The 25678-nt window shown below is 69.7% G+C and carries 24 protein-coding genes, 2 tRNA genes and 1 pseudogene; 10 read left to right on the plus strand and 17 right to left on the minus strand.

What is annotated here, in order from left to right; genetic code table 11:
- The first annotated feature begins 101 nt into the window (after positions 1-101).
- Positions 102-917, plus strand: a complete 816-nt coding sequence (locus tag ABT115_RS02465) for a YceI family protein (RefSeq protein WP_351783198.1) — start codon at positions 102-104, stop codon at positions 915-917.
- A gap of 104 nt (positions 918-1021) precedes the next feature.
- Here ABT115_RS02465 and ABT115_RS02470 read toward each other — a convergent pair whose 3' ends face one another.
- Together ABT115_RS02470 and ABT115_RS02475 are read right to left on the minus strand one after the other, a co-directional pair.
- Entirely contained in the window at positions 1022-1780 is a 759-nt protein-coding gene (locus tag ABT115_RS02470) for a TetR/AcrR family transcriptional regulator (protein WP_351783200.1), read from the minus strand.
- A gap of 95 nt (positions 1781-1875) precedes the next feature.
- On the minus strand, positions 1876-3405 hold the full coding sequence (locus tag ABT115_RS02475; RefSeq protein ID WP_351783202.1) for an MFS transporter: 1530 nt from the start codon (positions 3403-3405) through the stop codon (positions 1876-1878).
- A gap of 128 nt (positions 3406-3533) precedes the next feature.
- On the opposite strand from ABT115_RS02475, the gene ABT115_RS02480 reads away from it, so the two are divergent.
- Positions 3534-4391 (plus strand): endonuclease/exonuclease/phosphatase family protein, encoded by an 858-nt coding sequence (locus ABT115_RS02480; RefSeq protein WP_351783204.1) that lies wholly within the window; start codon positions 3534-3536, stop codon positions 4389-4391.
- Positions 4392-4456: 65 nt separating this feature from the next.
- Here the strand turns inward: ABT115_RS02480 and ABT115_RS02485 are convergent, their stop codons facing one another.
- The 3 genes from ABT115_RS02485 to ABT115_RS02495 all read right to left on the minus strand — a co-directional run bounded on the left by ABT115_RS02485 (position 4457) and on the right by ABT115_RS02495 (position 7132).
- A complete protein-coding gene (locus ABT115_RS02485) occupies positions 4457-5206 on the minus strand; it encodes a response regulator transcription factor (protein ID WP_351783206.1) in 750 nt (249 codons plus the stop codon).
- Positions 5207-5320: 114 nt separating this feature from the next.
- On the minus strand, positions 5321-6199 hold the full coding sequence (locus ABT115_RS02490) for an amidohydrolase family protein (RefSeq protein WP_351783208.1): 879 nt from the start codon (positions 6197-6199) through the stop codon (positions 5321-5323).
- Positions 6200-6250: 51 nt separating this feature from the next.
- Positions 6251-7132 carry a DUF2797 domain-containing protein gene (locus ABT115_RS02495; RefSeq protein ID WP_351783210.1) on the minus strand — a complete coding sequence of 294 codons (882 nt, stop codon included), beginning with the start codon at positions 7130-7132 and terminating at the stop codon, positions 6251-6253.
- 780 nt (positions 7133-7912) lie between these two features.
- Between ABT115_RS02495 and ABT115_RS02500 the strand changes: the two are divergent.
- Positions 7913-8092 (plus strand): annotated as a pseudogene (locus tag ABT115_RS02500) (site-specific integrase); the annotation flags it as partial.
- A 77-nt stretch (positions 8093-8169) separates the two neighbouring features.
- Here ABT115_RS02500 and ABT115_RS02505 read toward each other — a convergent pair.
- Positions 8170-8242: transfer RNA gene (locus tag ABT115_RS02505), tRNA-Arg, on the minus strand.
- A 272-nt stretch (positions 8243-8514) separates the two neighbouring features.
- Positions 8515-8605: transfer RNA gene (locus ABT115_RS02510), tRNA-Ser, on the minus strand.
- A gap of 237 nt (positions 8606-8842) precedes the next feature.
- On the opposite strand from ABT115_RS02510, the gene ABT115_RS02515 reads away from it, so the two are divergent.
- Positions 8843-9307 (plus strand): SSI family serine proteinase inhibitor, encoded by a 465-nt coding sequence (locus ABT115_RS02515; protein WP_351783212.1) that lies wholly within the window; start codon positions 8843-8845, stop codon positions 9305-9307.
- Positions 9308-9522: 215 nt separating this feature from the next.
- Positions 9523-13479, plus strand: a complete 3957-nt coding sequence (locus ABT115_RS02520; protein ID WP_351783214.1) for a PAS domain-containing protein — start codon at positions 9523-9525, stop codon at positions 13477-13479.
- A gap of 21 nt (positions 13480-13500) precedes the next feature.
- Here ABT115_RS02520 and ABT115_RS02525 read toward each other — a convergent pair whose 3' ends face one another.
- From ABT115_RS02525 to ABT115_RS02565, 9 genes are all read right to left on the minus strand, one after another.
- Positions 13501-14106, minus strand: coding sequence for a SigE family RNA polymerase sigma factor (locus tag ABT115_RS02525; protein ID WP_351783216.1), 606 nt, complete (start codon positions 14104-14106; stop codon positions 13501-13503).
- A gap of 211 nt (positions 14107-14317) precedes the next feature.
- A complete protein-coding gene (locus ABT115_RS02530; protein ID WP_351783218.1) occupies positions 14318-15484 on the minus strand; it encodes a lipid-transfer protein in 1167 nt (388 codons plus the stop codon).
- Positions 15481-15876 carry a MaoC family dehydratase gene (locus ABT115_RS02535; RefSeq protein ID WP_351783220.1) on the minus strand — a complete coding sequence of 132 codons (396 nt, stop codon included), beginning with the start codon at positions 15874-15876 and terminating at the stop codon, positions 15481-15483. Before ABT115_RS02535 ends, ABT115_RS02530 begins: the two co-directional genes overlap by 4 nt.
- Complete coding sequence (locus ABT115_RS02540; protein WP_351783222.1) at positions 15873-16907, minus strand: acyl-CoA dehydrogenase family protein; 1035 nt, start codon at positions 16905-16907, stop codon at positions 15873-15875. The genes ABT115_RS02535 and ABT115_RS02540 overlap by 4 nt, the downstream gene beginning before the upstream one ends.
- Position 16908: 1 nt before the next feature.
- Positions 16909-17868, minus strand: a complete 960-nt coding sequence (locus ABT115_RS02545) for a bifunctional MaoC family dehydratase N-terminal/OB-fold nucleic acid binding domain-containing protein (RefSeq protein WP_351783224.1) — start codon at positions 17866-17868, stop codon at positions 16909-16911.
- Complete coding sequence (locus tag ABT115_RS02550) at positions 17865-19040, minus strand: acyl-CoA dehydrogenase family protein (protein ID WP_351783226.1); 1176 nt, start codon at positions 19038-19040, stop codon at positions 17865-17867. The genes ABT115_RS02545 and ABT115_RS02550 overlap by 4 nt, the downstream gene beginning before the upstream one ends.
- Positions 19041-19296: 256 nt before the next feature.
- The gene (locus ABT115_RS02555) at positions 19297-19608 is read right to left on the minus strand and encodes a hypothetical protein (protein ID WP_351783228.1); all 312 of its coding nucleotides are present in this window, start codon (positions 19606-19608) and stop codon (positions 19297-19299) included.
- A gap of 271 nt (positions 19609-19879) precedes the next feature.
- Complete coding sequence (locus tag ABT115_RS02560) at positions 19880-20611, minus strand: SDR family oxidoreductase (protein ID WP_351783230.1); 732 nt, start codon at positions 20609-20611, stop codon at positions 19880-19882.
- A 438-nt stretch (positions 20612-21049) separates the two neighbouring features.
- Entirely contained in the window at positions 21050-21379 is a 330-nt protein-coding gene (locus ABT115_RS02565) for a hypothetical protein (protein WP_351783232.1), read from the minus strand.
- Between the two features lie 269 nt (positions 21380-21648).
- On the opposite strand from ABT115_RS02565, the gene ABT115_RS02570 reads away from it, so the two are divergent.
- On the plus strand, positions 21649-22182 hold the full coding sequence (locus ABT115_RS02570; RefSeq protein WP_351783234.1) for an NUDIX hydrolase: 534 nt from the start codon (positions 21649-21651) through the stop codon (positions 22180-22182).
- Here the strand turns inward: ABT115_RS02570 and ABT115_RS02575 are convergent.
- Positions 22160-23506 (minus strand): NsdA family TPR-like regulatory protein, encoded by a 1347-nt coding sequence (locus ABT115_RS02575; protein ID WP_351783236.1) that lies wholly within the window; start codon positions 23504-23506, stop codon positions 22160-22162. The two genes, ABT115_RS02570 and ABT115_RS02575, sit on opposite strands and share 23 nt — an antisense overlap.
- 123 nt (positions 23507-23629) lie before the next feature.
- On the opposite strand from ABT115_RS02575, the gene ABT115_RS02580 reads away from it, so the two are divergent.
- The 4 genes from ABT115_RS02580 to ABT115_RS02595 all read left to right on the plus strand — a co-directional run bounded on the left by ABT115_RS02580 (position 23630) and on the right by ABT115_RS02595 (position 25638).
- Positions 23630-23830: a hypothetical protein gene (locus tag ABT115_RS02580; protein WP_351783238.1), complete on the plus strand. Its 201-nt coding sequence runs from the start codon at positions 23630-23632 to the stop codon at positions 23828-23830.
- Entirely contained in the window at positions 23830-24159 is a 330-nt protein-coding gene (locus tag ABT115_RS02585) for a hypothetical protein (protein WP_351783240.1), read from the plus strand. Before ABT115_RS02580 ends, ABT115_RS02585 begins: the two co-directional genes overlap by 1 nt.
- Positions 24160-24352: 193 nt before the next feature.
- Positions 24353-25477, plus strand: a complete 1125-nt coding sequence (locus tag ABT115_RS02590; RefSeq protein WP_351783242.1) for a radical SAM protein — start codon at positions 24353-24355, stop codon at positions 25475-25477.
- A complete protein-coding gene (locus ABT115_RS02595) occupies positions 25474-25638 on the plus strand; it encodes a hypothetical protein (protein ID WP_351783244.1) in 165 nt (54 codons plus the stop codon). The genes ABT115_RS02590 and ABT115_RS02595 overlap by 4 nt, the downstream gene beginning before the upstream one ends.
- Positions 25639-25678: the final 40 nt, after the last annotated feature.

A 25678-nucleotide genomic window follows, 5' to 3' on the forward strand; every position in this document is an offset into this window, starting at 1 on the left:
GAAATGGGCCCCGGTGGCGGGGGCGGCAGGCAGGGGACGGCCTGTCGTCCCCCGCCCCCGGGGCCGACTCATTGAGTCATTGAGCAAGGAGAGAAAACGGGATGGGACTTCGCGCACAGGTACGAACGCGGGACGGCTGGGCGGTCCCGCACGCGGTCGTGACGGTCACCGACACAACCGGCGCGCAGGTACTGCGGGCCACGGCCGACGAAGACGGGGCAGTGCGGACCGACAGCCCCCTGCAGGTCGGTGCGTACACAGTGATCGTCACGGCCGTCGGGTACGCCCCCGCCGCCTCTACCGCCCTCGTCACGGCGAGCGGGCGGGTCGAGGCCGGCACGGTGGTGCTGGCCCGCCAGGGCGGTGTGGAGCTGCCGCCGCCGGGCGCCTGGTCGTTGGACCCGGCGCACTCCTCGGTGGCCGCGGTGGCGCAGCACCTGGGGATCTCCAGCGTGCACGGCCGGTTCACCGAGTTCGGCGGCCGGATCGAGATCGCGGAGAACGTCGAGCAGTCCCGGGTCGACGCCGTCATCAGTGCGGCCAGCATCGACACCAGCAACGGCATGCGCGACAAGCACCTGCGCTCGCCGGACTTCCTGGACTCGGACCGGTTCCCGGAGATCACGTACCGCTCGAACGGGCTGACCCCGACAGGACCCGACCGCTGGCTGGTCCACGGCGAACTGTCACTGCACGGCGTCGTGCGCCCGGTCGATCTGAACCTGAGCTACCTCGGAACGGGCCCGGACCCGTGGGGCGGCATGCGTGCGGCCTTCAACGCAACAGTGGAGCTGCGCCGCGAGGACTTCGCCATGAACTACAACCAGGTGGTGCAGGCGGGCATCGCGGCGATCGGTACGACGCTGCGGGTGGAGCTCGACATCCAGGCCGTGCAGGGTGAGTCCCTGCCGTCGTAGTGCCGCGACCGGCAGCGCGGCGAGCACCATCGTGGAACTCGACGCGTTGCCGGCGTTCGTGCAGCCCAGGCACCGGACGATCCTGCTGACCCACGGGCAGGACCTCAGCGGTCCCGCATCGCCTCGATGCCCGCGATCAGCAGGTCCAGGGCGAAGGTGAAGTCCCGCTCGCGCATCTCCTCGACCGTGTCGCCGCCGCGGGCGTCCATCAGGTCCTGCGAGGACTCCACGATCCGGCTGAGCTGCGGCTGACTCCGGACGGCGCCCATCGCCTGCTGGAAGAACTCGTCCTGGCTGATCCCCGACTCCGCGCTGCGCTGCACGAAGTGGCCCTCGATGGTGCCGAATCCGTACACGAACTGGAAGACCGCGGAGAGCGCCCCCGTCTGCTGGTGCAGCGGCAGCCCCGTCGCCCGGATCACGTCCTGCATGGCGTGCGAGAACAGCATCGAGTGGGGGCCCATGTTGAGGAAGTGACCGGCGAGCGGCGACGCCCAGGCATGCCTGACCAGCAATTCGCGGTAGGAGACGGCCATTTCGCGCAGCTGGTCGTGCCAGTGCGCGCCTTCGCGAGGGGGCGCGATCTCGCTGTAGACCGAGTCGAGCGCCAGCTCCAGCAGATCGTCCTTGGTGTCCACGTACCAGTAGAGGGACATCGCGGTGACGCCCAGGTCGGCGGCGAGCCGTCGCATGGAGAATTTGGCGAGGCCCTCCGCGTCCAGCAGCCGGACCGTGGCCGCGGTTATCCTGTCGCGGTCGAGACCGGGCGGCTGGTCCGATTTACGGGTGCGCGACGGTTCCCGCTGATCCAACCACACACTGGTCCTGGCAGGGTTCTTCACACGGTCGGCGGCGGACACCATGGCGCACTCTCCTCGTCTTGCCGGCGGGACGGACCGGAATGCGTACGCGTGCGCACGAAGCGGATTCGTACGGTCCGATGCGCCCCGACTCGATGCTATGCCGCCACCACTGCCTCGGCCGAGTCCGCCCGAGCAGATTCTGCCCGCTCCGCGCGGCGCAGGAGCGCCGCGGCCAGCAGGCCGCCCGCCAGCACCGCCACCGCTCCGACCAACTGGCTGGTCTCCAGTCCCGAGGCGAAGGCGTCCGTGATCCGCGCCCGTTCGCCGTCGTCGGTGGCCGAGGCGAGCGCGGCGGGCAGTGAGGCGGCCCCGACGGCCGCCGGCACGAGCGCCGCAAAACGCGAGTTGAGCACCGCGCCGAGGACGGCGACCCCCAGACCGTTGCCGAACTCGGCGAGCGTGCCGTTGACCCCGGCGCCCACGCCGGCCTTCTCCGGCGGAATGGCGCTCATGATCGCGTTGGCCATGGCGGGCATGGCGAGCGCGATGCCCGCGCCCATCACGACCAGGCCGAGCAGCATGCCGCCGTAGCCGTTGCCGCCGAGCAGCGCGATCGCGGCGAGGCCGGCGGCCAGCAGGCTCATCCCGGCCGCGATGGTGACGGGCGTGCCGAGCTTGGGCACCAGCCTGGCCCCCAGTCCGGTCAGGTTGAGCGCGACGACGCTCAGCGCCAGCGGAGCCGTACGCAGACCGGCCTCCAGCGGCCCGTAACCGAGGACGAACTGAAGCTGCTGGGTGAGCAGGAACAGCGAGCCGCCCATCCCGAACGCGACCAGGATCGCGCCCGCGACCGCCCCGATGAACTTCTGGTTCCGGAAGAAGTGCATGTCCAGCATCGGGTACGGGATGTGCAGCTCCCACAGCACGAATCCGGCGAGGACGGCGACCCCGACGAAGGCGGCCAGCAGCACCCGGCCCGACGTCCAGCCGTGTGCCGGGCCGGAGATGATCGCGTACACGACGGATGCCATACCGATGGTGGAGAGCAGCGCGCCAAGCAGGTCGGGGCGTTCGCTGCTGGGGTTCTTGGACTCCGGGACGAGCCGGACGACGGCGGCCAGACCGATGACCGCGACGGGGATGTTGATCAGGAAGATCGCGCCCCACCAGAAGTGGTCGAGCATCACTCCGCCGACCAGCGGGCCAACGGCGAAGCCGAGTGAGCTGACGGTCGACCAGACGCCGATCGCCTTGACCCGTTCGGTGTCGTCGAAGATCTGCACGACGACGGCCAGGGTCGTGGTCATCAGCAGCGCACCGCCGATGCCCATGCCCGCGCGGGCGGCGATCAGCTGCGCGGACGTCTGGGCCAGTCCGGCCACCAGCGAACCGATGCCGAACAGGGCGAGCCCCGCGACCAGCATCTTCTTGCGGCCGTAGCGGTCGGCGGAGCTGCCGGCCGTGAGCAGCAGACCCGACTGGACCAGCGAATAGGCGTTGATCATCCACTGCACATCGGCGGTGGAGGCGTCCAGCTCCCGGGTGAGAGAGGGGATCGCGACGTTGAGAACGGTGTTGTCGAGCAGCACGGTGAGCTGGGCGAGGCAGATGACGCCGAGGATCAGCCAGCGTTGCGGGTGGCTCGGCGGCGCGAGGTGGTTCTGCTCGGCGGCGGTCGCCGTCATGCGGACTCCTGATGCCTTGTACGGTGCACGAATGGTAGTTGTACACCGTATAGCTGCTCTCATACGGTGTACAGCTCATTTCCGCGCGGTACCGTGCTCGCCGCTGATCCGACAAGGACTGGAGTGGTATGTCACTGCGTCGTCGTACGGTGGAAGTGCTCATCGCAGCGGGCCTGTTGGGCACCGCCCTCGCGCCCCCCGCATCGGCCGCCGGGCAGGGGCACGCGGTGCCGCTGCGCGTGGTCACGTACAACATCCATGCGGGCGCCGGCATGGACAATGTCTTCGATCTCGACCGGCAGACCGCCGAGCTCCGCTCACTGGACGCCGATGTGATCGGGCTCCAGGAGGTCGACGTCCACTGGGGTACCCGCAGCGAGTGGCGCGATCTGGCGGCTGAGCTGGCTGAGCGGCTGCACATGCAGGTCTCGTTCGCCCCGGTCTACAGCCTCACTCCTGAGACTCCAGGCGCGCCCCGGCGCGAGTTCGGGGTCGCGGTGCTGTCAAGGTACCGGATCGTGAGCGCCGAGAACCACGAGATCACCCGGCTCTCCACCCAGGTCCCGAACCCGGTTCCGGCCCCCGCGCCCGGCTTCGGCGAGGTGGTCCTGCGGGTGAAGGGGCTGCCCGTGCATGTGTATGTGACGCACCTCGACTACCGCGCCGACCCGTCCGTACGGACCGCCCAGGTCGCCGACACCCGCCGGATCATGGCCGAGGACGCGGCACCGGGGCGGCAGAAGGTGCGGCAGATCCTGCTCGGCGACTTCAACGCGACACCGGCCGCTCCCGAACTCGCCCCGCTGTGGGAGGAGCTGACGGACAGCGATCCCGGCGGGCCGACGTACCCGGCACAGAATCCGGTGCGGCGGATCGATTACGTGGCGGTGTCGAAGGATTCCGTACGGGTACGCGACGCGGCGGTGGCCGAGACGCTTGCCTCGGACCACCGCCCGGTTGTCGCGGATCTGCTGCTGCGGCGCTGATCCCTGTTCGGTGCTCCCGGCTGGGCCGGCCGTGGTCCACAGCGGCCACGGCCCCCGCCGCCGGATCACGCGCCTGCTTCACCTGGCTTGATGAGATATCCCGCCCCGCGCCGGGTGTGGATCATCGGCGACCGCCCGGCGTCGATCTTCTTACGCAGATACGAGATGTACAGCTCGACGACGTTCGCCTGCCCGCCGAAATCGTAGTTCCACACCCTGTCCAGGATCTGCGCCTTGCTCAGCACCCGCCGCGGATTGCGCATCAGGAAGCGCAGCAGCTCGAACTCGGTCGCCGTGAGGTGGATGGACGTTTCGCCCCGGCTCACCTCATGGCTGTCCTCGTCGAGCATCAGATCGCCGACGACGAGCGTCGACTCGCTGCGTACGGCCGCCTTGCCCGACCGCCGGATCAGCCCGCGCAGCCGCGCCACGACGTCCTCCAGGCTGAACGGCTTGGTGACGTAGTCGTCGCCGCCCGCCGTGAGCCCGGCGATCCGGTCCTCCACCGCGTCGCGCGCAGTCAGGAACAGCACCGGGACCTCGGAGAGCTCCCGCCGCAGTCTGCCGAGTACGGCGAACCCGTCCGTGTCGGGCAGCATCACATCGAGGATCACCGCGTCGGGCCGGAAGTCGCGCGCCATCTGTACGGCACCGGCACCGTCCCCGGCGCTGCGCACCTCCCAGCCCTCGTAACGCAGGGCCATGGAAAGCAGCTCGGCGAGCGGAGCCTCGTCGTCCACCACCAACACACGGACGGGGCTGCGGTCCGCCCTCAGCAGTTCGGTACGCCCCTGGGGCGAGGTCGTCGTCGTCATGCCTCAACCCTGTGAGGCTCCTCTGAGAGGGCCCTTTTCCGATTCTGTGAATTCCCTGAGAAAAGCCGCCCTTAAGCTGTCCCGCACATGGGGGCGGTCGGTCTAATCGGACCGTCAGTCCACGGCGAACAACGCGCTCGCGTTCCCGTGACAGACCGCGCGCAGCCAGTCGTCCCCCAACCCCAGCCGCTCCAGCGCGTGCAGCTGATGCGCATACGGATACGGGATGTTCGGGAAGTCCGTCCCCAGCAGAATCCGGTCCCCGAGCGCCGCGAGGCGCCCTCGCTCGGCCGCTGGGAACGGCGTGAAGTCCTCCGTGAAGTCCGTGAACGCCATCGTCGTATCGAGCCGTACCTGCGGGTACGTCTCCGCCAGTGCCAGGAACTCCGTGTACTCCGGCATCCCCAGGTGCGCCACGATCAGCCGCAGCCGCGGATGCCGGGCAAGCAGTCGGCCGACCGGTTCGGGCCCCGTGTACTTGCCGGGCGCCGGCCCGGAGCCGCAGTGCATCACCACCGGAACCCCAGCCTCCGCGAGCAGCCCCCACACCGGCTCCAGCAGCGGATCGTTGGCGTCGTACGCGCCGACCTGAAGGTGCGACTTGAAGACCCGCGCCCCCGCCTCCACGGCCTCCCGTACGTACCCCTCCACGCCCTCTTCCGGGAAGAACGTCGCGGTGTGCAGGCAGTCCGGCACCCGGCGCGCGAAGCCGGCCGCCCAGCCGTTCAGCCAGGCCGCCATGCCGGCCTTGTGCGGATAGAGCATCGAGGTGAACCGGAGCACGCCGAACGATCGCAGCAGCGCCAGGCGTTCGTCCTCGTCGTGGCGGTACTCGATCGGCCACTCCATCCCGGTCAGCGGCCCCGCGGAGTCGAAGTACGCCCAGACCTTGCGGAGCACCGGCTCCGGCATGAAGTGCGTATGGACGTCGATGATCCCGGGCAGCCCCAGCCGCTGCCAGAACCGCACGACGTCGTCGCCGTCACCACTCATCCCGTACCCCTCTCCCCGTCCGGTCTCTTCGGCCCTGCGGGACCGACGATCTCAGAACAGCCCGCCCTGCACGCCACCGGCCCCGATATCGGCCACCGGCACGCCCACGCCTGCCTGCGCGTCGGCGCCCATCAGCTCCCATCCGGTCATCAGCCGGGTGTCCAGCACCACTACTCCGTGCGTCACCGTCTCCAGATGCAGATCGGGCCCGGCCGCGGCCACCAGCCGCCCCGCGACCACGCCCCCGTCGACCAACTCGGTGACCGCCCACGCCACCTCGACCGCGCCGTCCAGCCCGAACAGCCCGGCATGATCGACCGCCTCGAACGGCAACCGCTCCAGCGACTGGGGCCACCCGGCCCCCTCCAGCGCCGCAGCCCGACCGTAGAGCTGCGCCACCTCGGCACGCCGCTCCGCCGCCCCCGGCAGCACCGCGCGCACGGCCCGTTTCCTGGCGTACGGAATCCGGTCCGGCACCCCGAGCGCCGACCGAAGCAGCTCCTCGGTCCGCCGCGCCGCCATCAACGGCCCCCTCCCCAGCCAGCTGAACACCACGGCCCCCTGCTCCCGCAGCCGCGCCGCCTCCCGCTCCTCGGCAGTGATCCCGGCCTTCACCATTCCCGGCCCGAACCAGGCGAGATACACGCGGTACGTCCGAGGGTCGTCGGCGATCGTGTCGGCGGCAACCGAGTGCGCCCGGTCCAGCCGCGCGCACTCAGGACAACGCGCCCCCGTGCTCCGCCCCGACACCACGGCCCCCACCGGACACACATTCCCGCGCGCCCCGACGCAGCATCGCTCTCCCACGACCCGGAACCCGAGTTCCGTTCCGTAGGCCGGCACACTCACCCGAACGGCCCGGCCCCGCCGCCACCCCAGCACGGGAGCCCCCTGCGCGTTGGGCCATCGCAGCCCGGTGCACTGCCACCCCATGCGCGAACTCCCGGATTCCGATTCAGGCGGAGGGAATGCCAAGAGGCCCCGAATTCATCCGGGGGCTTCTCGCCTGCTGTGCACTCGACAGGATTCGAACCTGCAACCTTCTGATCCGTAGCTCTGGCCAGATCAGTCAGCGATGGTCATTACGGTCGCTTCTTGGCCCCGGTAGGACGCTACCGGACGGGGGCGGTTGCTGGGGTTGCGGTACAGCGCTGCTGTACTTCTACGGTGACTCGGTGGTCTTGTCGCTCCGGCGAGGCATCCCGCGGTAGATCACCCAGAGGCTGACCAGAACAAGCACCGCTCCGCCGATTGGCCAGCCCACGGACCCTCCATCGCGGTAGTCCCTGATGCCGATCGCAAGAAGGAAGGCGGACAGGGGCAGCCCTGCCCAGTCGAGGGCCCTGTTCAATCTCGCGGAAATCGAAGGCTCGTTCACAGCTTGATCCTTACAGGCGCTTGCGTCCTCCACCAGATGCCGGCGCACATCAGGCGCACAATGGCGAGGAGCGCAGGATATGAATCTGTGGCCTCATCCTTACCAGGTCGGTCAGGGGGCCGCTTCCTCGTACACCAACTCGTCCTGTCGTAGGGCAAGGAGTCCGCGCCAGTGCGGCACTGATCGCTGAAGTTCGCGCCTGTTGGTGTCAGATGGTGAGGTCAGGGGCTCGGGCTGAGCAGCCGTACTCATGTGCAACGTCTGCCGTCCACGATCGTCATTGCCGCTTTGGTGTTCCGCTACGGCATGACTGGGTGGGCCGACGCCTACGACCAAACACGCGGCACTTATGCAGTTCGCTCCTGGTCGCGCTCAAGGTCCACCCGAAGGTGGCACAGCGCATCCTCCGTCATTCACAGATCGCGATGACGATGGAGGTCTACACCGAGGCGAGCGAGGAAGAAGTACACGACGCAATCGGCAAGCTGTCCGGCGCCATGGGCGACACCGGCTGACACGGTTGCTGTACTTCGCTGCTGTACGAGTAACGCGAGAGACCCCCGGGATTTCTCCTGGGGGCCTCTGGCCTGTGTGCACTCGGCAGGATTCGAACCTGCAACCTTCTGATCCGTAGTCAGATGCTCTATCCGTTAAGCTACGAGTGCTTGCCCGCGGTGTTAACCGCTGGCTTTACCTCCCGGGCTTTTCTGCCTGGTCGGCGTTGCGGGAACAACATTACATGACCTGCGCCGTAGCGCGAAATCCTTTAGCCACACCACCCCTGACCTGCGAAAACGCCCCGTTTGGCGGCGCCGTGGGCGGCTGTCCGGCCGGACGCCAGGGCGGGCCGTACGCCACCGCGCGGTCGCATCCGGGCCGCCCGAGTCCGGATACGACCGAAGCCCCGTGTCAGTGACACGGGGCTTCGGTGATGAAGCGGAGGCGGAGGGATTTGAACCCTCGATGGGCTTTAAGACCCAAACCGCATTAGCAGTGCGGCGCCATAGACCGGACTAGGCGACGCCTCCAGCACACCTCGCGCGAGCGCGAGTGGTGCGTGCAGATGATGACACAGCTGAGCACTGCGTCACCAATCGCTGACTACGTTACTAGGCATTCGGGCACGAGGGCAAAGCGCCTGCGGTTGCGCAACGCCGTGGCGTGCGGAGCGTTAGTGATGGGGGAGGCGCCGCCTTCCTGTTCTTCCATCCGTTCCACCCGCTGTTCCGCCCCTCCCTCCGAAGTTCACGAGCACAGGAGTCCGCATGTTGCGTCGCCTCGCCCTCACCGCCGTCGCGTCCTTCGCCGCGCTGTCCGCCGCCACGCCTGCCGCGAACGCGGCCACCGGCCCCCTTCCGCTGCCGCTGCCACTGCCACTGTCCGTGCTGCACGGCGACGAATCCGATACCCGGCTGACGGTGTCGGTCTTGGGCACGGGGGATCCCGCGGCCGAGGGCGTCTTCGAGCTGGAGTGCGGACCGGCGGGCGGCAACCATCCGGCGGCGCAGCAGGCCTGTGACCGGCTGGAGGAGCTGGCGAGCGAGGGCGCGGACCCGTTCGCTCCGGTGCCCGGGGATGCGATGTGCACCCAGCAGTCCGGGGGCCCGGCCACCGCCCGGGTCACCGGGACCTGGCAGGGGAGACACGTCGATACGTCCTTCGACCGGGCCAACGGCTGCGGGATCTCGCGCTGGAACGGTCTGCGACCGGTACTCCCCAATGTCCGATGAGCACGGGTCCACATCCCTGCTCAAGGCATATCGAGCAACACGCGACGGCTTGGAGTCGTACACCGTATGCACAGAACCTTGGTGAGAGCTCCTCCCCATCCGCCGTCCCCCGCCCCTGCCCTGCCTTTAGACTCCTTCCGTGACAGCCTGCGGCCCGAGGGGCAGGATGGGGCCCGCTGTCGGCAAGGTGCGGTAATCAGGGAGGAAGCGTCGTCGTGAGCAGCAGGCCATCCCGAGGCGCTGCTCGCCTCGCAGCCATACTCGATGCACTCCCTGACGGGCTGCTGCTCGTCAATTGCAACGGCACGGTCGTCAACGCCAACACCATTGCGCTGGAAATGTTCGAGACGCCGGGCACCGCGCTCGTCGGGCGCGGGCTCCTCGACCTGCTGCCGGAGTTCGACTCCAAGCTGATTCCGGGGTCGATGCGTCGGCCCGAGTCCACCGACGACCGCGGCCGTACGAAGCCGACGCGGATGACCGCACGGCGGACCGACGGCAACGAGTACCCGGTCGAGGTCACCAGCGCCGGCCTGGAGGACGGGCAGGCCGCGTACAACGACTTCCAGAGCGGTTACGGCGGCAGCTACACAGGTGACGAGCTTCTGATGCTCGTCGTACGGGATCTGTCGGGCACCGTCGACACCGAGGCCGAACTGGCCCGTTCGCAGCGGCAGACCGAGATGATCCTGCGGGCCGCGGCCGAGGGTGTCGTCGGCACGGACACGGACGGCCGGGTCGTCCTGGTCAACCCCGCCGCCGCGCAGATCCTCGGCTTCCGCGCCAGCGACCTGGGCGGCCAGGAGCTGCATCCGCTGATCCTGCATTCCCGGGCGGAGGGCGAACCTTTCCCGTACGAGGAGTCGCCGCTCGCCGACACGCTCAGGTCCGGCCGCAAGCACCGGGTGCGCGGGCAGGTCCTGTGGTCCAAGAGCGGTGCGCAGGTGCCGGTCGACCTGACCACCGCGCCGGTCCGGGACGGGGACCAGCTGGTCGGTGCGGTCATGACGTTCACCGACCGCAGGCCGTACGAGGAGCTCAGCGAGCAGCACAAGGCCGAGGTCGCCGAACTGACCGAGAGCCACACCTCCGAGGTCACCGGGCTGACGGAACAGCACACCGCGGAACTGGCCGACCGGGCCGAGCGGTACACGGCCGAACTGGAGGCGCAGGCCGAACAGCTGGCGGCGCTGACCGCCCGGCACACCCAGCTCACCGCCGTACTCGGCGAGTCGCTGCGCGGGCCACTGGAGGAGCTGCGCGGCGAACTCTCCACGCTCGCCGCCGACCCGGCCGGCCAGCTGTGGCCGGAGGCCAACCAGATCCTCCACCACCTGGCCGCCGGCTACGCCCGGATGACGACGCTCGTCGACAATGTGCTCGGCTACCAGCGCCTGGACGCCGGCTCGGAGGAGCTGGCCAAGGCGAATGTGCTGCTCGACTCGGTCGTGACGGCCGGTATCGACGCGGCCGTCGAGCTGATCGGTCCCGGGCGCGCCCAGTTCGCGGTGCACGCGCCGCCGATCGAGGCCGAGGTGGACGCGGCCCGGCTGGTGACCGCGCTCGCCCATCTAGTCGCGGATGTCGCCGGGGTCGACTCGACCGGCAAGGCCCGCGTGGTGCCGGGCAGTGGCTACGTCGACTCGACAGTGGTCGTCGCAGCGGCGCAGCGCGGTGAGGTCGTACGGATCGAGGTGCGCGGGCCGTACGCCGGGGGAGACCCGGTGCACGAGCCGATCGTGCGCGGGATCGTACGGGCGCACGGCGGCGTGCTCCAGACGCACGAGGTGCCGGGAATGAGCGGCAGCGCGTACGTGCTCGAAGTGCCGTTGGGCGCGGGCTCGGGAGCGGTGGTGCCACCGGCGTCCGAGCCCGGACCCGAGCCGGAGCCGGTGGCTGCTCAGGGCGCGCCGGGCGGTGGGCGGCGGCGGGCTCGGCGGGCGTCCACGGATGCGTTCCTGGAGAGCCCTGTGGGTGGTTCCGAGGCAGGGGCCGGGGACGGAGACACCGCGGCAGCAGAGCCGACGGGTCGGCGACGGGCGCGTCGTGAGTCCGCGACGCACGGCTCGCAGGAGACGCAGGGTGTGCAGAGCGCGCACAGCCCGCACGAGATCATTCCGGCGCAGCAGGGCAAGGGGTCGGGACGCAGGCGTGGTCGGCCGAGTCCGGCCGAGACCGGTTCATTTCCGGCTCAGCCGTCCCAGTTGCCCGAGCAGGGTCAGAGGCAGAGGCCCGGGCAGCCTGCTGTCGAGCAGCAGGGGCCGGGGCAGGCGTTGGCACTGCCTGCGGCCTCGGCACCGTCCGAGGGGGCGGTGGTGACGGCTGCCGAGGGCGCGCAGGGTGGCGGTGGCCGTCCGCAGCGTGGGCAGACCGTGCCGCCGCAGGGCGTTCCGGCCGAGGCACCGGTGCCGGTGCCCGCGGGTGGACACCGGGCGCACCGGGGCGGCGAGAACCAGCTGGCCCTGCCGGCTTCCGTTTCCGAGGGTCTCCCGCAGGTCGGTGACGGTCCGGCGTCGGCGCCTCAGCCGACCGGGCGGCGGGCGCGGCGGGCATTGGCGGCCACGCAGGAGCGTTCCGCTCAGGCCGAGCCGGCCGGGCCTCGTACCGCGTTCGCGCTTCCGCCCGCGGATGCCGACCGGGCCCCGTCCACGGCCTCCGACGCGGACGCCTCGCTGCCCGGACGCCACGACGCCGTACGCATCGCGTCCGACGGCGAGCACACACCGCCCCAGGCGCACCCGGTACCGACCGGGCGGCGCCGGGCGCGTCACGCCGACGCTTCCCAGCAGGCCGGACCGGTCGTCGGGCAGCCTGCGGAGCAGCAGCCCGTGCGGTCCGGCGGCCGGGCTGAGAACGTCACGCCGGGGCAGGGCCCGGCCGCGCCGACCACGCCCTGCGATCAGACCGGCGAACAGGTCGACAACCACCCCGGCGATCAGCCCGTCAGCCGGTCCGGCGGAGATCCGGAATGGCCCGCGGCCGGCCACACCACGCACACCACCGGCACCACATCCGTCGCAGGCGCCGCCGACGCCACCGCGGACGCGCGCAGGCAGCCGCTGCCCGCGGAGGTTCCGATGCCCGACAGCTCCTCGGACTCGACGCAGGGACGCGCGTTCAGCGTGCGGACGCTCGGGCAGGGTGTGCCGTTCGCCCAGCACATCGCGCACCAGCAGAACCAGACGCACGGCGGTCCCGGACGGCGCCGTAAGCTCGCCACCCCGCCGGAGGCCGAGCGCACCCCTCAGTCCGCGCCGCCCCAGTCCGGCGCCGCGCAAGGCCAGGGCCCGGGTTCGGGGCAGCTGCTCTCCGCTCCGGAGGCCGAAGGACGCGCATACGCCATAGGGGCGCCCGACGAGGGCGCCGAGGGGCCGGAGCCGCTGGACGGTCCGGGTGGCGCGGTGGAGGTCGCCAACCGTCCGTCGCCGCAGCCCGTCGACGACGAGCTGCCCCCGGAGCCGCTGGACAACCCGCGTCGGCTGCTCGTCTGGCCCGCGCCCGATGTCTCCACCCAGCAGGCGCTGAGCGACCGCGGCTACCGGCCGGTGATCGTGCACTCGCGCGAGGAGGTCGATGCCCAGATCGCGGCGTTCCCCGCCGCGCTCTTCGTCGACCCGCTCGCCGGTCCCATCACCCGCAAGGCGCTGCAGTCGCTGCGTGAGGCGGCGGTGGCGGCCGAGGTCCCGGTGCTGGTGACGGCAGGTCTGGGGCAGGCTACGCGGGAGGCCGCGTACGGTGCCGACCCCGCCGTGCTCCTCAAGGCGCTCGCCCCGCGCGACAGCGAGCAGCATCCGCCGCGGGTGCTGCTCATCGAGGAGCACGAGGAGATCGCGCTGGCGCTGAAGGAGACGTTGGAACGCCGCGGCATGCAGGTCGCACGGGCCTCCGCCGACAACGAGGCGGTGGCACTCGCCACCCGGATGCGGCCCAATCTGGTGGTGATGGACCTGATGCAGGTACGCCGCCGCCGAGCCGGGATCGTCGACTGGCTGCGCGCCAACGGCCAGTTGAACCGGACCCCGCTGGTCGTCTACACCGCCGCCGACATGACCGGGTCGGAACTGCCGAAGCTCAGCTCGGGCGAGACCGTCCTCTTCCTGGCCGAGCGCTCCACCAGCGACGAGGTACAGTCGCGCATCGTCGAGCTGCTCGCGAAGATCGGCACGAACTGACGGGCGGACAGCCACAGATGATCACCGCACCGGAGCCAGCTCCGGGTCCTCCCTGAGCTTGCCGAGCGCCCGCGACACCGCGCTCTTCACGGTGCCGACGGACACCCCGAGCACCTCGGCCGTCCGGGCCTCGCTCAGGTCCTCGTAGTAGCGCAGGACCACCATCGCCCGCTGCCGGTCCGGCAGCTTCAGCACGGCACGCCACATCGCGTCGTGCAGCGCCTGGTGCTCGGCCGGGTCGGGAGCCCCGGGAGCCTCCTGTTCGGGCAGTTCGTCGCAGGCGAACTCGTCGACCTTGCGCTTGCGCCACTGCGAGGTCCGGGTGTTCAGCAGTGCCCGGCGGACATAGCCGTCGAGCGCCTGGTGGTCCTCGATCCGCTCCCAGGCGACATACGTCTTGGTGAGCGCGGTCTGCAGCAGATCCTCGGCGTCGCTCGGGTTCGCGGTGAGCGAGCGCGCGGCACGCAGCAGTACGGGACCCCGTGCCCGTACGTACGAGGAGAACGACGGATACGAAGCGTGCGGAGCGCGCGCGGCGTACGGAGTGCGCGCGGCGTACGAGCCGTGCGGGACGTGCCCGATGGTGGCAGCTCCCCCGGAGGTGCCCGTGCAGACGGAGGTGGTCATGGCTCCACGCTAGGAGCGGGCACCGTCCCGGGAATCGGCCCCAGGTCCCGAAACCGCGTCCGCCTCAGGGCGTACGGGTGGGGCCTGCCGCACCTCCTGTGGGTGGAGTCGTCGTCATCAGGGCTCAGGGTCGCCCCCGGTGCCCTGACCGGGCGTAGACCGCCTGCGAATGCGAACAACTGCACGCGCTCAGAGGTCACCCGACAGCCTTTCAGTCGTCCGCGCCCAGGATCAGTCCCGAGGTGGGCACGCCGGTGCCCGCCGTGACCAGGGCCCTGGCCACCCCGGACAGCTGGTTCACCGACGAGCCCCGGATCTGCCGGACCGCCTCCGCGATGCCGTTCATCCCGTGCAGATACGCCTCCCCCAGCTGGCCGCCGTGCGTGTTCAGGGGCAGCGCGTCGGCCGCGACGAAGTCGGCGCCCTCGCCCGGTGCGCAGAAGCCGAACTCCTCCAGCTGCATCAGGACGAACGGCGTGAAGTGGTCATAGAGGATGCCCACATCGATGTCGGAGGGGGAGAGGCCGGAGTTCCGCCAGAGCTGCCGGGCGACCACCCCCATCTCCGGCAGGCCGGTCAGATCGTCGCGGTAGAAGCTGGTCATCTGCTCCTGCGCCCGCCCGGCCCCCTGGGCGGCGGCGACGATCACGGCGGGCGGCTGCGGCAGATCCCGGGCCTGCTCCGCACTGGTGACGACGATCGCCTGGCCGCCATCGGTCTCCTGACAGCAGTCGAGCAGCCGCAGGGGTTCGACGATCCACCGCGATGCGGCGTGGTCGGCCAGGGTGATCGGCTTCCCGTAGAAGTACGCCGCGGGGTTCCGGGCGGCATGGCGCCGGTCGGTGACCGCGACATGACCGAAGACGTCCGGCGTCAGCCCGTAGGTGTGCAGATAGCGCTGGGCGGCCATGGCAACCCAGGAGGCCGGCGTGAGCAGCCCGAAGGGAAGGTTCCAGCCGAGCGCGGTGCCCTCCGCGGTGGGCTCCCGCTGCTGCACCCCGGAGCCGAACCTGCGTCCGGAGCGCTCGTTGAACGCGCGGTAGCAGACCACGACGTCGGCCACCCCGCTCGCCACGGCCAGCGCCGCCTGCTGCACGGTGGCGCAGGCCGCCCCGCCTCCGTAGTGGATGCGGGAGAAGAACGACAGCTCACCGATACCGGCCGCGTGGGCGACGGTGATCTCGGGGCTGGTGTCCATGGTGAACGTGACCAGACCGTCGACATCGGCGGGGGTCAGCCCGGCGTCGTCCAGGGCGGCCCGCACCGCCTCGACGGCCAGTTTGAGTTCGCTGCGCCCGGAATCCTTGGAGAACTCGGTCGCACCGATCCCCACGACCGCCGCCTTGCCACCGAGCGAATCGGCCCTGCGCACGCTCATGCCGCCCCCTCCGGAACGCTGACGGTCACCGTGCCGGTGACGTGCCTGCCGAGACCATTGGCTCCGACGACCGACACCTCGGCCGTCCCGTCGTCCCCGAGGGCGGTGACCGTGCCGCTCAGGACCATGGTGTCCCCGGGATAGTTGGGCACGCCGAGCCTGATGGCGACCTTGCGGAGCACTGCCGACGGACCGAAGCGATCGGTGACGTACCTGCCGACCAGACCGTTGGTCGTCAGGATGTTCATGAAGATGTCCGGGGAGCCCTTCCCCCGGGCGAGTTCCGCGTCATGGTGCACGTCCTGGTAGTCGCGGGAGGCGATGGCGCCGGCCACGATCAGGGTTCGGGTCACCGCGATCTCCAGCGGTGCCAGCTCCTCACCGACCTTCACTCCGGTCCCTCCTTCACCAGCGACTGGCCGAGCTCCTGCAGTACTTCGCTGCCGCATCCCAGATAGGCGTCGATCTGACGGCCCCAGAGGAAGTGGCGGTGTACGGGATGATCGAGGTCCGCGCCTGTTCCGCCGTGCAGATGCTGTCCGGCGTGCACCACCCGTTTTCCGGCCTCCGACGCCCACCAGGCGGCGGTCAGCGCCTGCGGTCCGTACGGCAGTCCCGTGTCATACCGCCAGGCAGCCTCGTACGCGGTGACCCGTATCGCCTCGGTGTCCATATGGGCGTCGGCGGCACGCAGCAGCACCGCCTGCTTGGTGGAGAGCGGACGCCCGAACTGCTCCCGGGTGTTCGTGTGGGCGACGGCCCGGGCCAGTGAACCGGCGCACACCCCGGCCTGCAACCCGGCGAACGCAGTCCGGCTCGCGGCCAGCACCGCCTCGTACGCCCCGGCGCCCCCGAGCCGCTCCCCGGGCGCCCGGTCCAAGGCGAGCCGCGCCGCCGACCACGGCGCCGTGGTCTCCACCGGCTCCGTCACCACACCCCGATCAGCGGTCCGTACGATCCACAGCCCCCGGTCCGATTCCGCGACGAGGACGAGGTCCGCGTCACGCAGCCACGGCACGTACGGCACGCTGCCGCTCAGCCGCCCCTCACCGTCCGCCCGTATCCCGCCGCGCGCAGGGAACGCCCCGGTGGCGACAGCCGTGCCGTCCCGCAGCAAAGGCAGCAGCCGCTCCCGCTGTTCGTCCGTGCCGTGCCCGGCGACGGCGAGCAGCCCGTACACACAGCTCGCCGCGAACGGCACCTGCGCCGTCGTCCGGCCCTGCTCCTCCAGCAGGAGCACCAGGCCCAGCAGCCCGAGCTCCTCGACGGCCGCGGTCAGTCCGGCCGTGCAGAGCTCCTTCCACAGCTCGGCGTCCGTCCCCGTGCCGGCCCCGGCCAGGCGCTCGTGCGTCGACAGATCCCCGAAGATCTGCGCCGCCAGTTCCTGCGCCGCGGTCTGCTCCTCGGTAGGTGCGAAGTCCATGTCAGCCCTCCTCTCCCCGGAAGACCGGAAGCTCCAACTCCGGGTCCGTGCGAAGGAATTCCAGCCGCACCGGCATCCCCGTCCGCACCTTGTCGTAGGGCACGCCGACCACATTGCTGACCATCCGCACCCCCTCCGCCAGCTCTATCAGTGCCACCGCGTAAGGCCCGCCGTCCTCGGAGCTGCTGAAGGCGGGGAAAGGCGGGTGATGCATCACGACATGGCTGAAGACGGTGCCCTCGCCACTCGCCTCGACCGTGTCCCATTCCTGGCAGCCGCACCGGTTGCAGCCGGGCAGCCAGGGGAAGCGCAGCGTCGCGCACTCGCGGCAGCGCTGGATCAGCAGCCTGTGCTCGGCGACGCCCTGCCAGAACCCGGCGTTGTCCCGGTTGATCACCGGCCTTGGGCGCAGGCCCCGGCCGCCGCGGGGCGACGCACGTTTCACCGATGCCGGTGTGTACTTGAGGATCCGGAAGCGGTGCGTCCCGGCGGGCTTCCCTTCCGCGCGGACGTCCATCCGCGTCGTCACGAAGTAGCCCGTCCCCAGCTTGGTCGTCTTGCGCTCCGAGACCGACTCGATCACCGCGTCGAACGTGATCCGGTCGCCGGGCCGCAGCGGCCGCAGATATTCCTGCTCGCAGTCGGTCGCGACCACCGAGGTGTACCCCGCGCCGTCGAGCAGGCCGAACAGTTCCTCGTATGCCTGGGAGCGGTCCGTGTGCCCCGAGTAGCCGCCCATCGTCCACGCCTGCAGCATCGTCGGCGGGGCGATCGCCTCCGGCCCCGCGTAGGCGGGGTTGGTGTCCCCTATCGCCTCGCACCAGTGCCTGATCATCGGCTCGTTGACGAGGTCCTTGCCGACGCCCGCGGTCGCGGCGGCGCGCCCCTCGAACTCCTTGAGCCGCCCGTACAACTCGTCCTGCTCTTCGCGCCTCTCCGGCTCTTCCCGCGCGCCCGTCACCGCTTGCCCCTCTTCATGCCGAGCCGCATCGTCGCGACGATCTCCCGCTGCACCTCGCTCACTCCGCCCCCAAAGGTGTTGATCTGCGCCGCCCTGTTCATCCGCTCCAGTTCCCCGCCCCCGAAGGAGCCGGGCGAACCGCCCCGGATCGTCGCGGCCTCGCCCGTGATTTCCTGGCAGATCCGGTACACCTCGACAGCGCTCTCGGTTCCGGTGAACTTCACGCCGCTCGCCTCGCCCGGGGCCAGCGAACCCGCGCCGACATCCCCCACCAGCCGCCAGTTGAGCAGGCGCGTCGCCGCCAGCCGGGCGTACGCCTCGGCCAGCCGGGTCCGCACCCATGGCTCGTCCACCGGACGCCGGCCCGTCACCGGGTCGGGAATGCGAGCGAAGGTGAGTGCCGCCTCGTAGAAGTCCTCGGCCTGCATTCCGATGGCGGCGAGAGCCACCCGTTCATGGTTCAGCTGGTTGGTGATCAGCCCCCAGCCGCCGTTCTCCGCACCGACCAGATGGCCGGCGGGCACCCGTATCGCGTCGTAGTAGGTGGACGTCGTGGTCAGCCCGCCCACAGTCTCGATCGGCGTCCAGGCGAACCCCGGAGCGTCCGTCGGGACCAGAATGATCGAGATGCCCTGATGCTTGGGTGCGTCCGGGTCCGTGCGGCAGGCGAGCCAGATCCAGTCGGCGTTCTGCGCATTGCTGGTGAAGATCTTCTGCCCGTCGATCACCCAGGAGTCGCCGTCCCGCACGGCCCTGGTGCGCAGCGCGGCGAGGTCCGTACCGGCCTCCGGCTCGCTGTAGCCGATGGCGAAGACGAGGTCGCCGCTGAGGATCCTGGGCAGGAAGTACGCCTTCTGCTCCTCGGTCCCGTATTTCATCAGCGTCGGCCCGACGGTGTTGAGGGTGACCATCGAAACGGGCGCTCCTGCCCGGTAGGCCTCGTCGAAGAAGACGAACTGCTCGTCAAAGCCGCGGCCCTGGCCGCCGTACTCGACGGGCCAGCCGAGCCCGAGCATCCCGTCCGCGCCGATGCGGCGCAGCAACCGGCGCTGCTCGGCCGGGTCCTCGCTCTCGGGCCCCGTCCTCGCGCCCCTCCCGGGCATCACCTTGCGGAAGTACGTACGGAGTTCGGCGCGCAGCTGTCGCTGACGCTCCGTCTGGGCGAGGTGCACGACGGCGGCCTCCCGGACACGGGCGTACGGATCAGGGTTTCTGACTGTCCGTCAGATATGTACTCGCTGTCAAGGTCGACGACGCTCCGACACGACCGTCGGACAACGCGAAGCGGCCTGCGCAAGTGAGAACACCGAAGTCCCCTTGCGCAGGCCGCTGTTCCACCAGCCGTGGCCCAACCCCCCGACCGACCCATGGCCGGCCCGGCTCAGGGGCTGTCGGGCGACCTCTGATCGGAGGCCACCCGGCAGCCCCTCACCAGAGACGGGTGAAATTCACCGCGACGCTCTCGTCGTGCTGGTCGATCATGGTGAACGCCGATCCGTTCACCTGGGCGGAGTTGCTTCGATTGGACGCTCCGGAGCCGACGGCCTGCTGCTGTGACGTTGACGAATTGCCGGAGTTGTTACCACCGACGCCGCTGCCGACGACCGTCGCAACGGCCGCGTTCGATCCGTCGTTCGCGAAAGAGCCGCTGTCAGCCTGGGCCACGCCACCGAAGAGCACGGCGGCGACGGGCAGAGCCGCAACAGCGGCGAGAGTACGAGCGGTACGGATGCTTGCCATGGCAATTCCTCCAGGAACCGAAAGTGCGGCTTGTCCCGGGGCAGCCGGCCGACCGCCCCGGTGTTGGTCACGACGTCGCGAGACCAGAGCTGCCCGCCGAATCTCCACCGAACCACCCGCGCGATCCGATTCCCCCGCAAGCGTGAGGATCACCTGATAAACCCTCTCGCGCCCCCCAAAGCCCCGGATCACACCCCTCCGACGCTCCCACGCTCCCTCTCGCCCCTCCAGGCCGCGCAATCCCGTATCCCCGGACGGGGAACTCACAGGTTCAGGAGAGCCAGTCGCTGTAGTGGGTGGGAGCAATGCGGGCGTCCCCCTTGGCGGTGAGGGCATCGCCGTGGGCGGCGGCGAACATGCCGGCGGTGTCGTCGGTGACGACTGTGCGGCCGTCGGGGTGGACGTTCAGGGTGATCCGGCCGAGTTCGTCGAGCGCGAGGACGTCGGGCCCGGCGACGTCGAGGGTGCCGTTCAAAGGCGTGCCGACAGCGACTTCGGCGACGGTGTCGGAGACGTCCTGGGCGGCGATCGGCTGGAGCCGGGTGGTGGGCAGGCGGACGATGTCACCCTCGGTGGTCCAGGACAGGGCCGCGTCGATGAACTCCATGAACTGGGTGGCACGGACGATCGAGTAGGGGATCGGCCCTGCCTTGAGGATGTCTTCCTGAAGGACCTTGGCCTGGTAATAGGCCAGGTCGGGCACCTGGTCGGCACCGACGATCGAGAGGATGACGACGTGTCGCACCCCGCCCTTGTGGCAGGCGGCCAGAAGGTTGCCCATCGAGGTCCGGAAGAATGCCGGGGAAGCGTCGTCGAAGGTCGGCGAATTCGTCAAGTTGATGACAACGTCGGCTCCGGCCACCGCCTCCTCCAGGCCCTGGCCCGTGATCACGTCGACACCTGTGGACAGCGAGTGCGGCACGGCCTCGTGCCCGGCCGCGTTCAGCTTCTTCACGACCTGCGAGCCGATCAGGCCGGTACCGCCGATGACTGCGAACTTCATGGGTCACCTTTCGTCGCGCACCGATTGGTCCTGCGTACAGACTGCGACGGTGCAGTGCGCGCCGCACGCGGGCCGTGCGCTCCTGGGCATCCCGGTGGCGCTGCGCGCTGACGGCAATACGGCGACTCTGACGGCAGTAGGGCTGAATATTCGTGGCTGGTGCCCGTGCCCCCATCCGTGCCCGATCGGGCGGGAAACCACGGGGAGACACGGTGGCCGGCGGGCAGCGAACAGCACGACGGCCCCCGACCGTCATGCCTGGTCAGGGGCCGTTCCATCTGGCGGTGGGTGTGGGATTTGAACCCACGGTGACATCGCTGCCACGACGGTTTTCAAGAGAGTGCTGCGGGAAGTCTGCCGTACGTGCCTGACCTGCTCGTTCCCCGCGCTTCCGGGCCTACGCCGCCCTCGGCGGTCCACACATGGTCCACTGGCAGCTCAGCGAGCTCGGTTCATCTCCTCCAGGATCCGCTCTGCATCCTGCTCGTTGATCTCCCACCAGTCGATGTTGCCGCTGACCTTATAGAAGGGCTCCAGCGCGGCAATCGCCACCTTGGCTTCATGCATTGCATCGATGAATCGGTCGATCCCACGCTCCCGGAGCTGCTGGTTGAAAGCTGCGACAGTCGCTTGATCACCACCGACGTAGTGAGCCGGCACTCCAGAGGCAAAGTGCCGCGTTACTTGAGCAACTCGCAGCGCGGCGATCGCCGCGTTGAAGGCATCGCGACGAGCCCGTTTCGCCACGCGAGCCGTGATGTCATCCACGGCGCCAACGAAGCACCGACGAAGGCTCCGACCAAACCCAGTACCGGAGCCAACCACACTGTCATCTTTGCCCCCAATCCCGCTCTCCACCGAATGCCTGCTCTGGCATCCACATGATGCACGGAACGTCAGCTCCTCATCCTGGAGAGCAGGATCATCTTCATGCCCCTCTTAAACCATCTCGTCATCCTGACGTGAACTACCCTGAAGCTCGGGCTCGCCCCGGAATACTCTGCGATGCTGGAGGCCGATCGAGAGGGGCCGCAGCGATGCAGTGGAAGATCCACGGGGAACGTCCGATCTACGAGAACAGCTGGGTGAACCTGTGGCTCACCGACGTCGAGACGCCGGACGGCAACCGCTGGGAACACCACGTCGTCAAGCTCCGCCACCTGGCCGTGGCTGCCGTGGTCAACGAGCGGCGCGAGGTGCTGATGATGTGGCGGCACCGCTTCATCACGGACGCGTGGGCGTGGGAGCTGCCCATGGGTCTGGTGGAGGAGGGTGAGACGCCGGCCGAGGCGGCGGCCCGCGAGGTTCTGGAGGAGACCGGCTGGCGGCCCGGCCCGATCAAGCCGCTGATCTACGCCGAGCCGGCCAACGGCATCACCGACTCCCAGCACCACGTCTTCCGGGCCGACGGGGCAACGTACGAGGGTCCGCCGACCGAGAAGAACGAGTCGGACCGGATCGAGTGGATCCCGCTGGCCGACGTGCGGGGCATGATCGACCGCCGTGAGATCGTCAGCAGCGGCTCTCTCGTGGGGCTGCTCTACCTGCTCATGGACGAGGCCATCCGCTGATCTGACGGGGCAGCACTTCCCGGAGCCGGGACTCGAACGCCACTGCGGCCGGTTCCCGACGGAAGGGCCCCAGCTGCTCGTAGAACTCCCGCAGGTGGCCAGTGACTCGTTGCGAGCTGACGGCCGCCGCCGGTGCCAGGGCATCCATGGCCGTGTGGCACGCCTCGTCGAGCTTTCCGCGCTGGAGCTGGGTGCGGGCGAGCCAGAAGGCGTGGAAGGCACGGCCTCGGTGGTTCGATGCGTGCTCGCGGCGTAGCGCGTCCGCGATGAGGGGTTCGGCGAGGGCGGCTTCGCCCAGGCGACCGTGCGCGATACCGGTGTCCACGATCAGCTTCGGCTCGTCGAAGTAGGCGACCCAGGCCGGGTCCGGATCAACGGTGCTGATCCGTCCGAACTGGGTGTGAGCTTCCGAGATCGCGGTGTGAGTCGCGCCGTGGTTGCCGAGGGTGGCGTGGGCGAAGGCTTCGCGCATCGCGAGCATGGCCAGCACGCGCGGTGTCGTCCCCGCGTCCGTTCTGGCCTGGTCCTGGGCAGCCGTGACGAGTGCGAGGGCGTCGCCGGGCTTGTCCTGGTAGGTGGCCTGGAGGCTCATGCAGGCGAGAACGTTGGCCATGAACTGGCGGTCGTCGATGGCCTTGGCCAGGCCGAGGGATTCGGTGAAGTAGGCGCGTGCCTGGTTGTACTGGCGGGCGTCGAAATAGGTCCATCCGGTGAGCCGGGCCAGCTCGGCCGCGATGCTGTGCAGGCCGTCCCGCAAAGAAGCCGGACGCTGCTCTTTGAGGAGGTCGACGACGTAGCGGAGCTGGCCGACGACCGCCGGCCGTAAGGTCTCGCCGCCGTGCTCGTCGTCCCGGCGCCAGTAGTCCGCGATCGACGAGTGCAACGCGTCCAGCGTCGAGGCGCTGAGATCCCGCTCGGCAGCAAGGGCGAGGATGCTGTCGACGTCCGCCCCCGGTAGTCCGGCGACCAGCGGTTCGACGGCTGAGGCCGGTACCTCGGCCGGTTGGCGGGGTGTGACCGTCAGGCTGGGTGGCGTCTCCCAGGAGCGTCGGGCAAGTCCGAGCATGTGTCCGGGGATGCGTAGCCCGTCAGAGATCCGTTCAATCACGTCCATGTGCAGCAACTGCCGCCGTCCGGCGATCACCTCGCCCACGCGGCTCGGGGTCAGGTCGCAGCGGCGCGCGATCATGGACGGATAAATGCCTGCTCGTGCCTTGACCAGCTGAAAGATGCGGCCGAAGTCTCTGGTCTGGCATGCCTCGATCATGACTGGGTCCGTGAGAAGGCTGACCGGGAGTTCCTTCGAGCGAGATGGCTCGGGCATCGGGCACGCTCCGGCGTGAGGACTACGGATCGCTGCACTTGGTCAACCGAGGGTGATGTTACCCAAGTTGGGTAATCCGCTTGGCCTTTCTGGCCGGGTCCGTGGATCGCGATGCTCCTGACCATGGCGAACGGACATGAAGACGTACGGATGACGTTGCGGGTCTCCCGCGACTCCGGCCAGACATGGGGGCCTCTCACGGAGGTACGCGTGGGCGAGGACCCGGTGGTCCCGGAGAACCCGGGCCGCTACCCGCCGTGCGTCTGCCTCCGGTGCTCGAAGCAGGCCCGGATTGCCGTCGCGTCCTTCCGGATGGTGTCGTGATGCGTTGCGCGCACTGGCGCTGGGTGCCCCTCGACCTGGCACAGGAAGCGCGGGAGAAGTCGGCCGCCACGTACATCGACGGGGCGGTGCAGTGCCAGCTGTCCGCGCACGACGAGGGTGAGCACTTCGGTTTCCTCACCGACGCCGGGGCGTACGGGACCGCGCTGTGGCTCCGCTGGCACGGGACGGACGAGGCAGAACTGGTCGTACTGCCGGACTGTCCGGTGGCCGCCCCGAGACCCGACGGCGAGGGCTGCTGTCTGTTCGCCGACCACGCCAAACAGCACACCTGGGAAGACGCCCTGGAGGAGGTCTCGTGCACCAGCTGATCGCGAGCCCGCACAAGCCCCGGCGCCCTCGCTCGGCTCGCAACGAAAAGTGCGAGGACTGCGGTGGCAGCGGCGCCAACTCGTCCGGCAAGACCTGCGGCACCTGTAACGGGCTGGGCGAGATCGACTGCCGCGCTGGCCACCAGGAGTCCCGTGTGCTGTCCCGCTCCGTGATCCGAAAGGAGGGCCGCCGATGGCCCACGCTCTGATCGCCTCCCCGTTCCTCGACGGACATCTTCTCCTCAAGCCGGGAGCACGAGCCGGCGCCCGAATCTCCGCCGACCACTACGAGGGCCTGCGCCAGGCCGCCACCGACGGTGAGTCGCTTCCCGCCTGGGCGGTGCAGACTGCCGCCGACGTGTGGGGCATCGACCTGATCGGCCGACCCACGCAGGACACCGTGCTGGTACGTGAACCGTCCCCGTACGGCTACTGCCGGGCGTCCTGGGAGATCAACCTCGGCTGCAACTTCGGCTGCAAGCACTGCTACCTCGGTGAGCGGCCCTTCTCCGGCCTCGGCTGGGAGGACAAGGTGCGACTGCTGGACATCATGCGCGAGGCCGGCGTCCTCTGGCTCCAGATCACCGGCGGCGAGCCCACCATGGACCCGGACTTCCAGGGTGCTTACCGGTACGCCTGGCAGGCCGGGATGATGCTCACCATCTCCACCAACGGCTCGCTGCTCTGGCGGCCCGATCTCCTCAAGCTCTTCCGGGACTGCCCGCCCTACCGCCTGGTGGTCAGCATGTACGGGGCGAGCGAGGAGTCCTTCGACACGCTCACCCAACGCCGCGGGGCGTGGAAGGCGTTCCGGCGCGGCATGGACGCCGCGCGCGAGGCGGGTCTGCCGCTGCGCATCAACGTCGTGGTGACCGAGGACAACGCCTCCGAGGCCGACGAGATGGCCGCCCTCGCCGAGGAGTGGAACGTCGAGAACCACGCGTACACGAACATGACGCCCACGATCTACGGCGGCGGTGAGCCGCTGCTCGCCCAGTCCGCCGCCCACCTGCGGCAGCGCAAGCCGTTCGCCGGCTGCAACGCGGGACACACCTTCTTCCACGCCGACCCGCACGCCCAGGTCTCGATCTGCAAGGTCGGCCGCGACGACCAGATCGACCTGATGACCGAAGGCATCAACGGCCTCACCCGGCTCGGCGCCATCGCCGACCGCCTCATGCTTCGCACCGGTGGGTGCGAAGGCTGCGCCCTGTCCGGCACCTGCCGGGTCTGCCGCCCCCTGGCCAAGCACTACCAGGAGGCGAAGGCGCCGCTGCACAGCTACTGCCAGCACGGAGACAAGGAGAACGGATCATGACCCCGCCCGTACCGGTGACCATCCTCCCCGGCCCGCCGACCTCGGCCCGCCGCGCGGCCCCGCCCGTCGCGACCGTGTCGATCAGCGCCGTCCAGGACCTCGACGTGATCGTGGAGAGCGCGGAGTGCTCCTGCGACGCCGGGGACGACAACCCCCACTGACCGACACGATCCGGTCAACTCCGTTCAGGCCCCGGCGTGC

Origin of the sequence: Streptomyces sp. NPDC001832, assembly GCF_040297265.1 — a bacterium.
Lineage (GTDB): Bacteria > Actinomycetota > Actinomycetes > Streptomycetales > Streptomycetaceae > Streptomyces.

Excerpts from the sequence above, each read along its gene's own strand:
- ABT115_RS02515 (WP_351783212.1), top strand. The coding sequence starts at position 8,843 with ATGTTGCGTCGCCTCGCCCTCACCGCCGTCGCGTCCTTCGCCGCGCTG.
- ABT115_RS02560 (WP_351783230.1), bottom strand. The coding sequence starts at position 20,611 with ATGAAGTTCGCAGTCATCGGCGGTACCGGCCTGATCGGCTCGCAGGTC.
- ABT115_RS02475 (WP_351783202.1), bottom strand. The coding sequence starts at position 3,405 with ATGACGGCGACCGCCGCCGAGCAGAACCACCTCGCGCCGCCGAGCCAC.
- ABT115_RS02575 (WP_351783236.1), bottom strand. The coding sequence starts at position 23,506 with ATGCCCGAGCCATCTCGCTCGAAGGAACTCCCGGTCAGCCTTCTCACG.
- ABT115_RS02585 (WP_351783240.1), top strand. The coding sequence starts at position 23,830 with ATGCGTTGCGCGCACTGGCGCTGGGTGCCCCTCGACCTGGCACAGGAA.
- ABT115_RS02530 (WP_351783218.1), bottom strand. The coding sequence starts at position 15,484 with ATGAGCGTGCGCAGGGCCGATTCGCTCGGTGGCAAGGCGGCGGTCGTG.
- ABT115_RS02540 (WP_351783222.1), bottom strand. The coding sequence starts at position 16,907 with ATGGACTTCGCACCTACCGAGGAGCAGACCGCGGCGCAGGAACTGGCG.
- ABT115_RS02470 (WP_351783200.1), bottom strand. The coding sequence starts at position 1,780 with ATGGTGTCCGCCGCCGACCGTGTGAAGAACCCTGCCAGGACCAGTGTG.
- ABT115_RS02580 (WP_351783238.1), top strand. The coding sequence starts at position 23,630 with ATGGCGAACGGACATGAAGACGTACGGATGACGTTGCGGGTCTCCCGC.
- ABT115_RS02555 (WP_351783228.1), bottom strand. The coding sequence starts at position 19,608 with ATGGCAAGCATCCGTACCGCTCGTACTCTCGCCGCTGTTGCGGCTCTG.
- ABT115_RS02490 (WP_351783208.1), bottom strand. The coding sequence starts at position 6,199 with ATGAGTGGTGACGGCGACGACGTCGTGCGGTTCTGGCAGCGGCTGGGG.
- ABT115_RS02465 (WP_351783198.1), top strand. The coding sequence starts at position 102 with ATGGGACTTCGCGCACAGGTACGAACGCGGGACGGCTGGGCGGTCCCG.
- ABT115_RS02525 (WP_351783216.1), bottom strand. The coding sequence starts at position 14,106 with ATGACCACCTCCGTCTGCACGGGCACCTCCGGGGGAGCTGCCACCATC.
- ABT115_RS02595 (WP_351783244.1), top strand. The coding sequence starts at position 25,474 with ATGACCCCGCCCGTACCGGTGACCATCCTCCCCGGCCCGCCGACCTCG.
- ABT115_RS02485 (WP_351783206.1), bottom strand. The coding sequence starts at position 5,206 with ATGACGACGACGACCTCGCCCCAGGGGCGTACCGAACTGCTGAGGGCG.
- ABT115_RS02590 (WP_351783242.1), top strand. The coding sequence starts at position 24,353 with ATGGCCCACGCTCTGATCGCCTCCCCGTTCCTCGACGGACATCTTCTC.
- ABT115_RS02480 (WP_351783204.1), top strand. The coding sequence starts at position 3,534 with ATGTCACTGCGTCGTCGTACGGTGGAAGTGCTCATCGCAGCGGGCCTG.
- ABT115_RS02495 (WP_351783210.1), bottom strand. The coding sequence starts at position 7,132 with ATGGGGTGGCAGTGCACCGGGCTGCGATGGCCCAACGCGCAGGGGGCT.
- ABT115_RS02570 (WP_351783234.1), top strand. The coding sequence starts at position 21,649 with ATGCAGTGGAAGATCCACGGGGAACGTCCGATCTACGAGAACAGCTGG.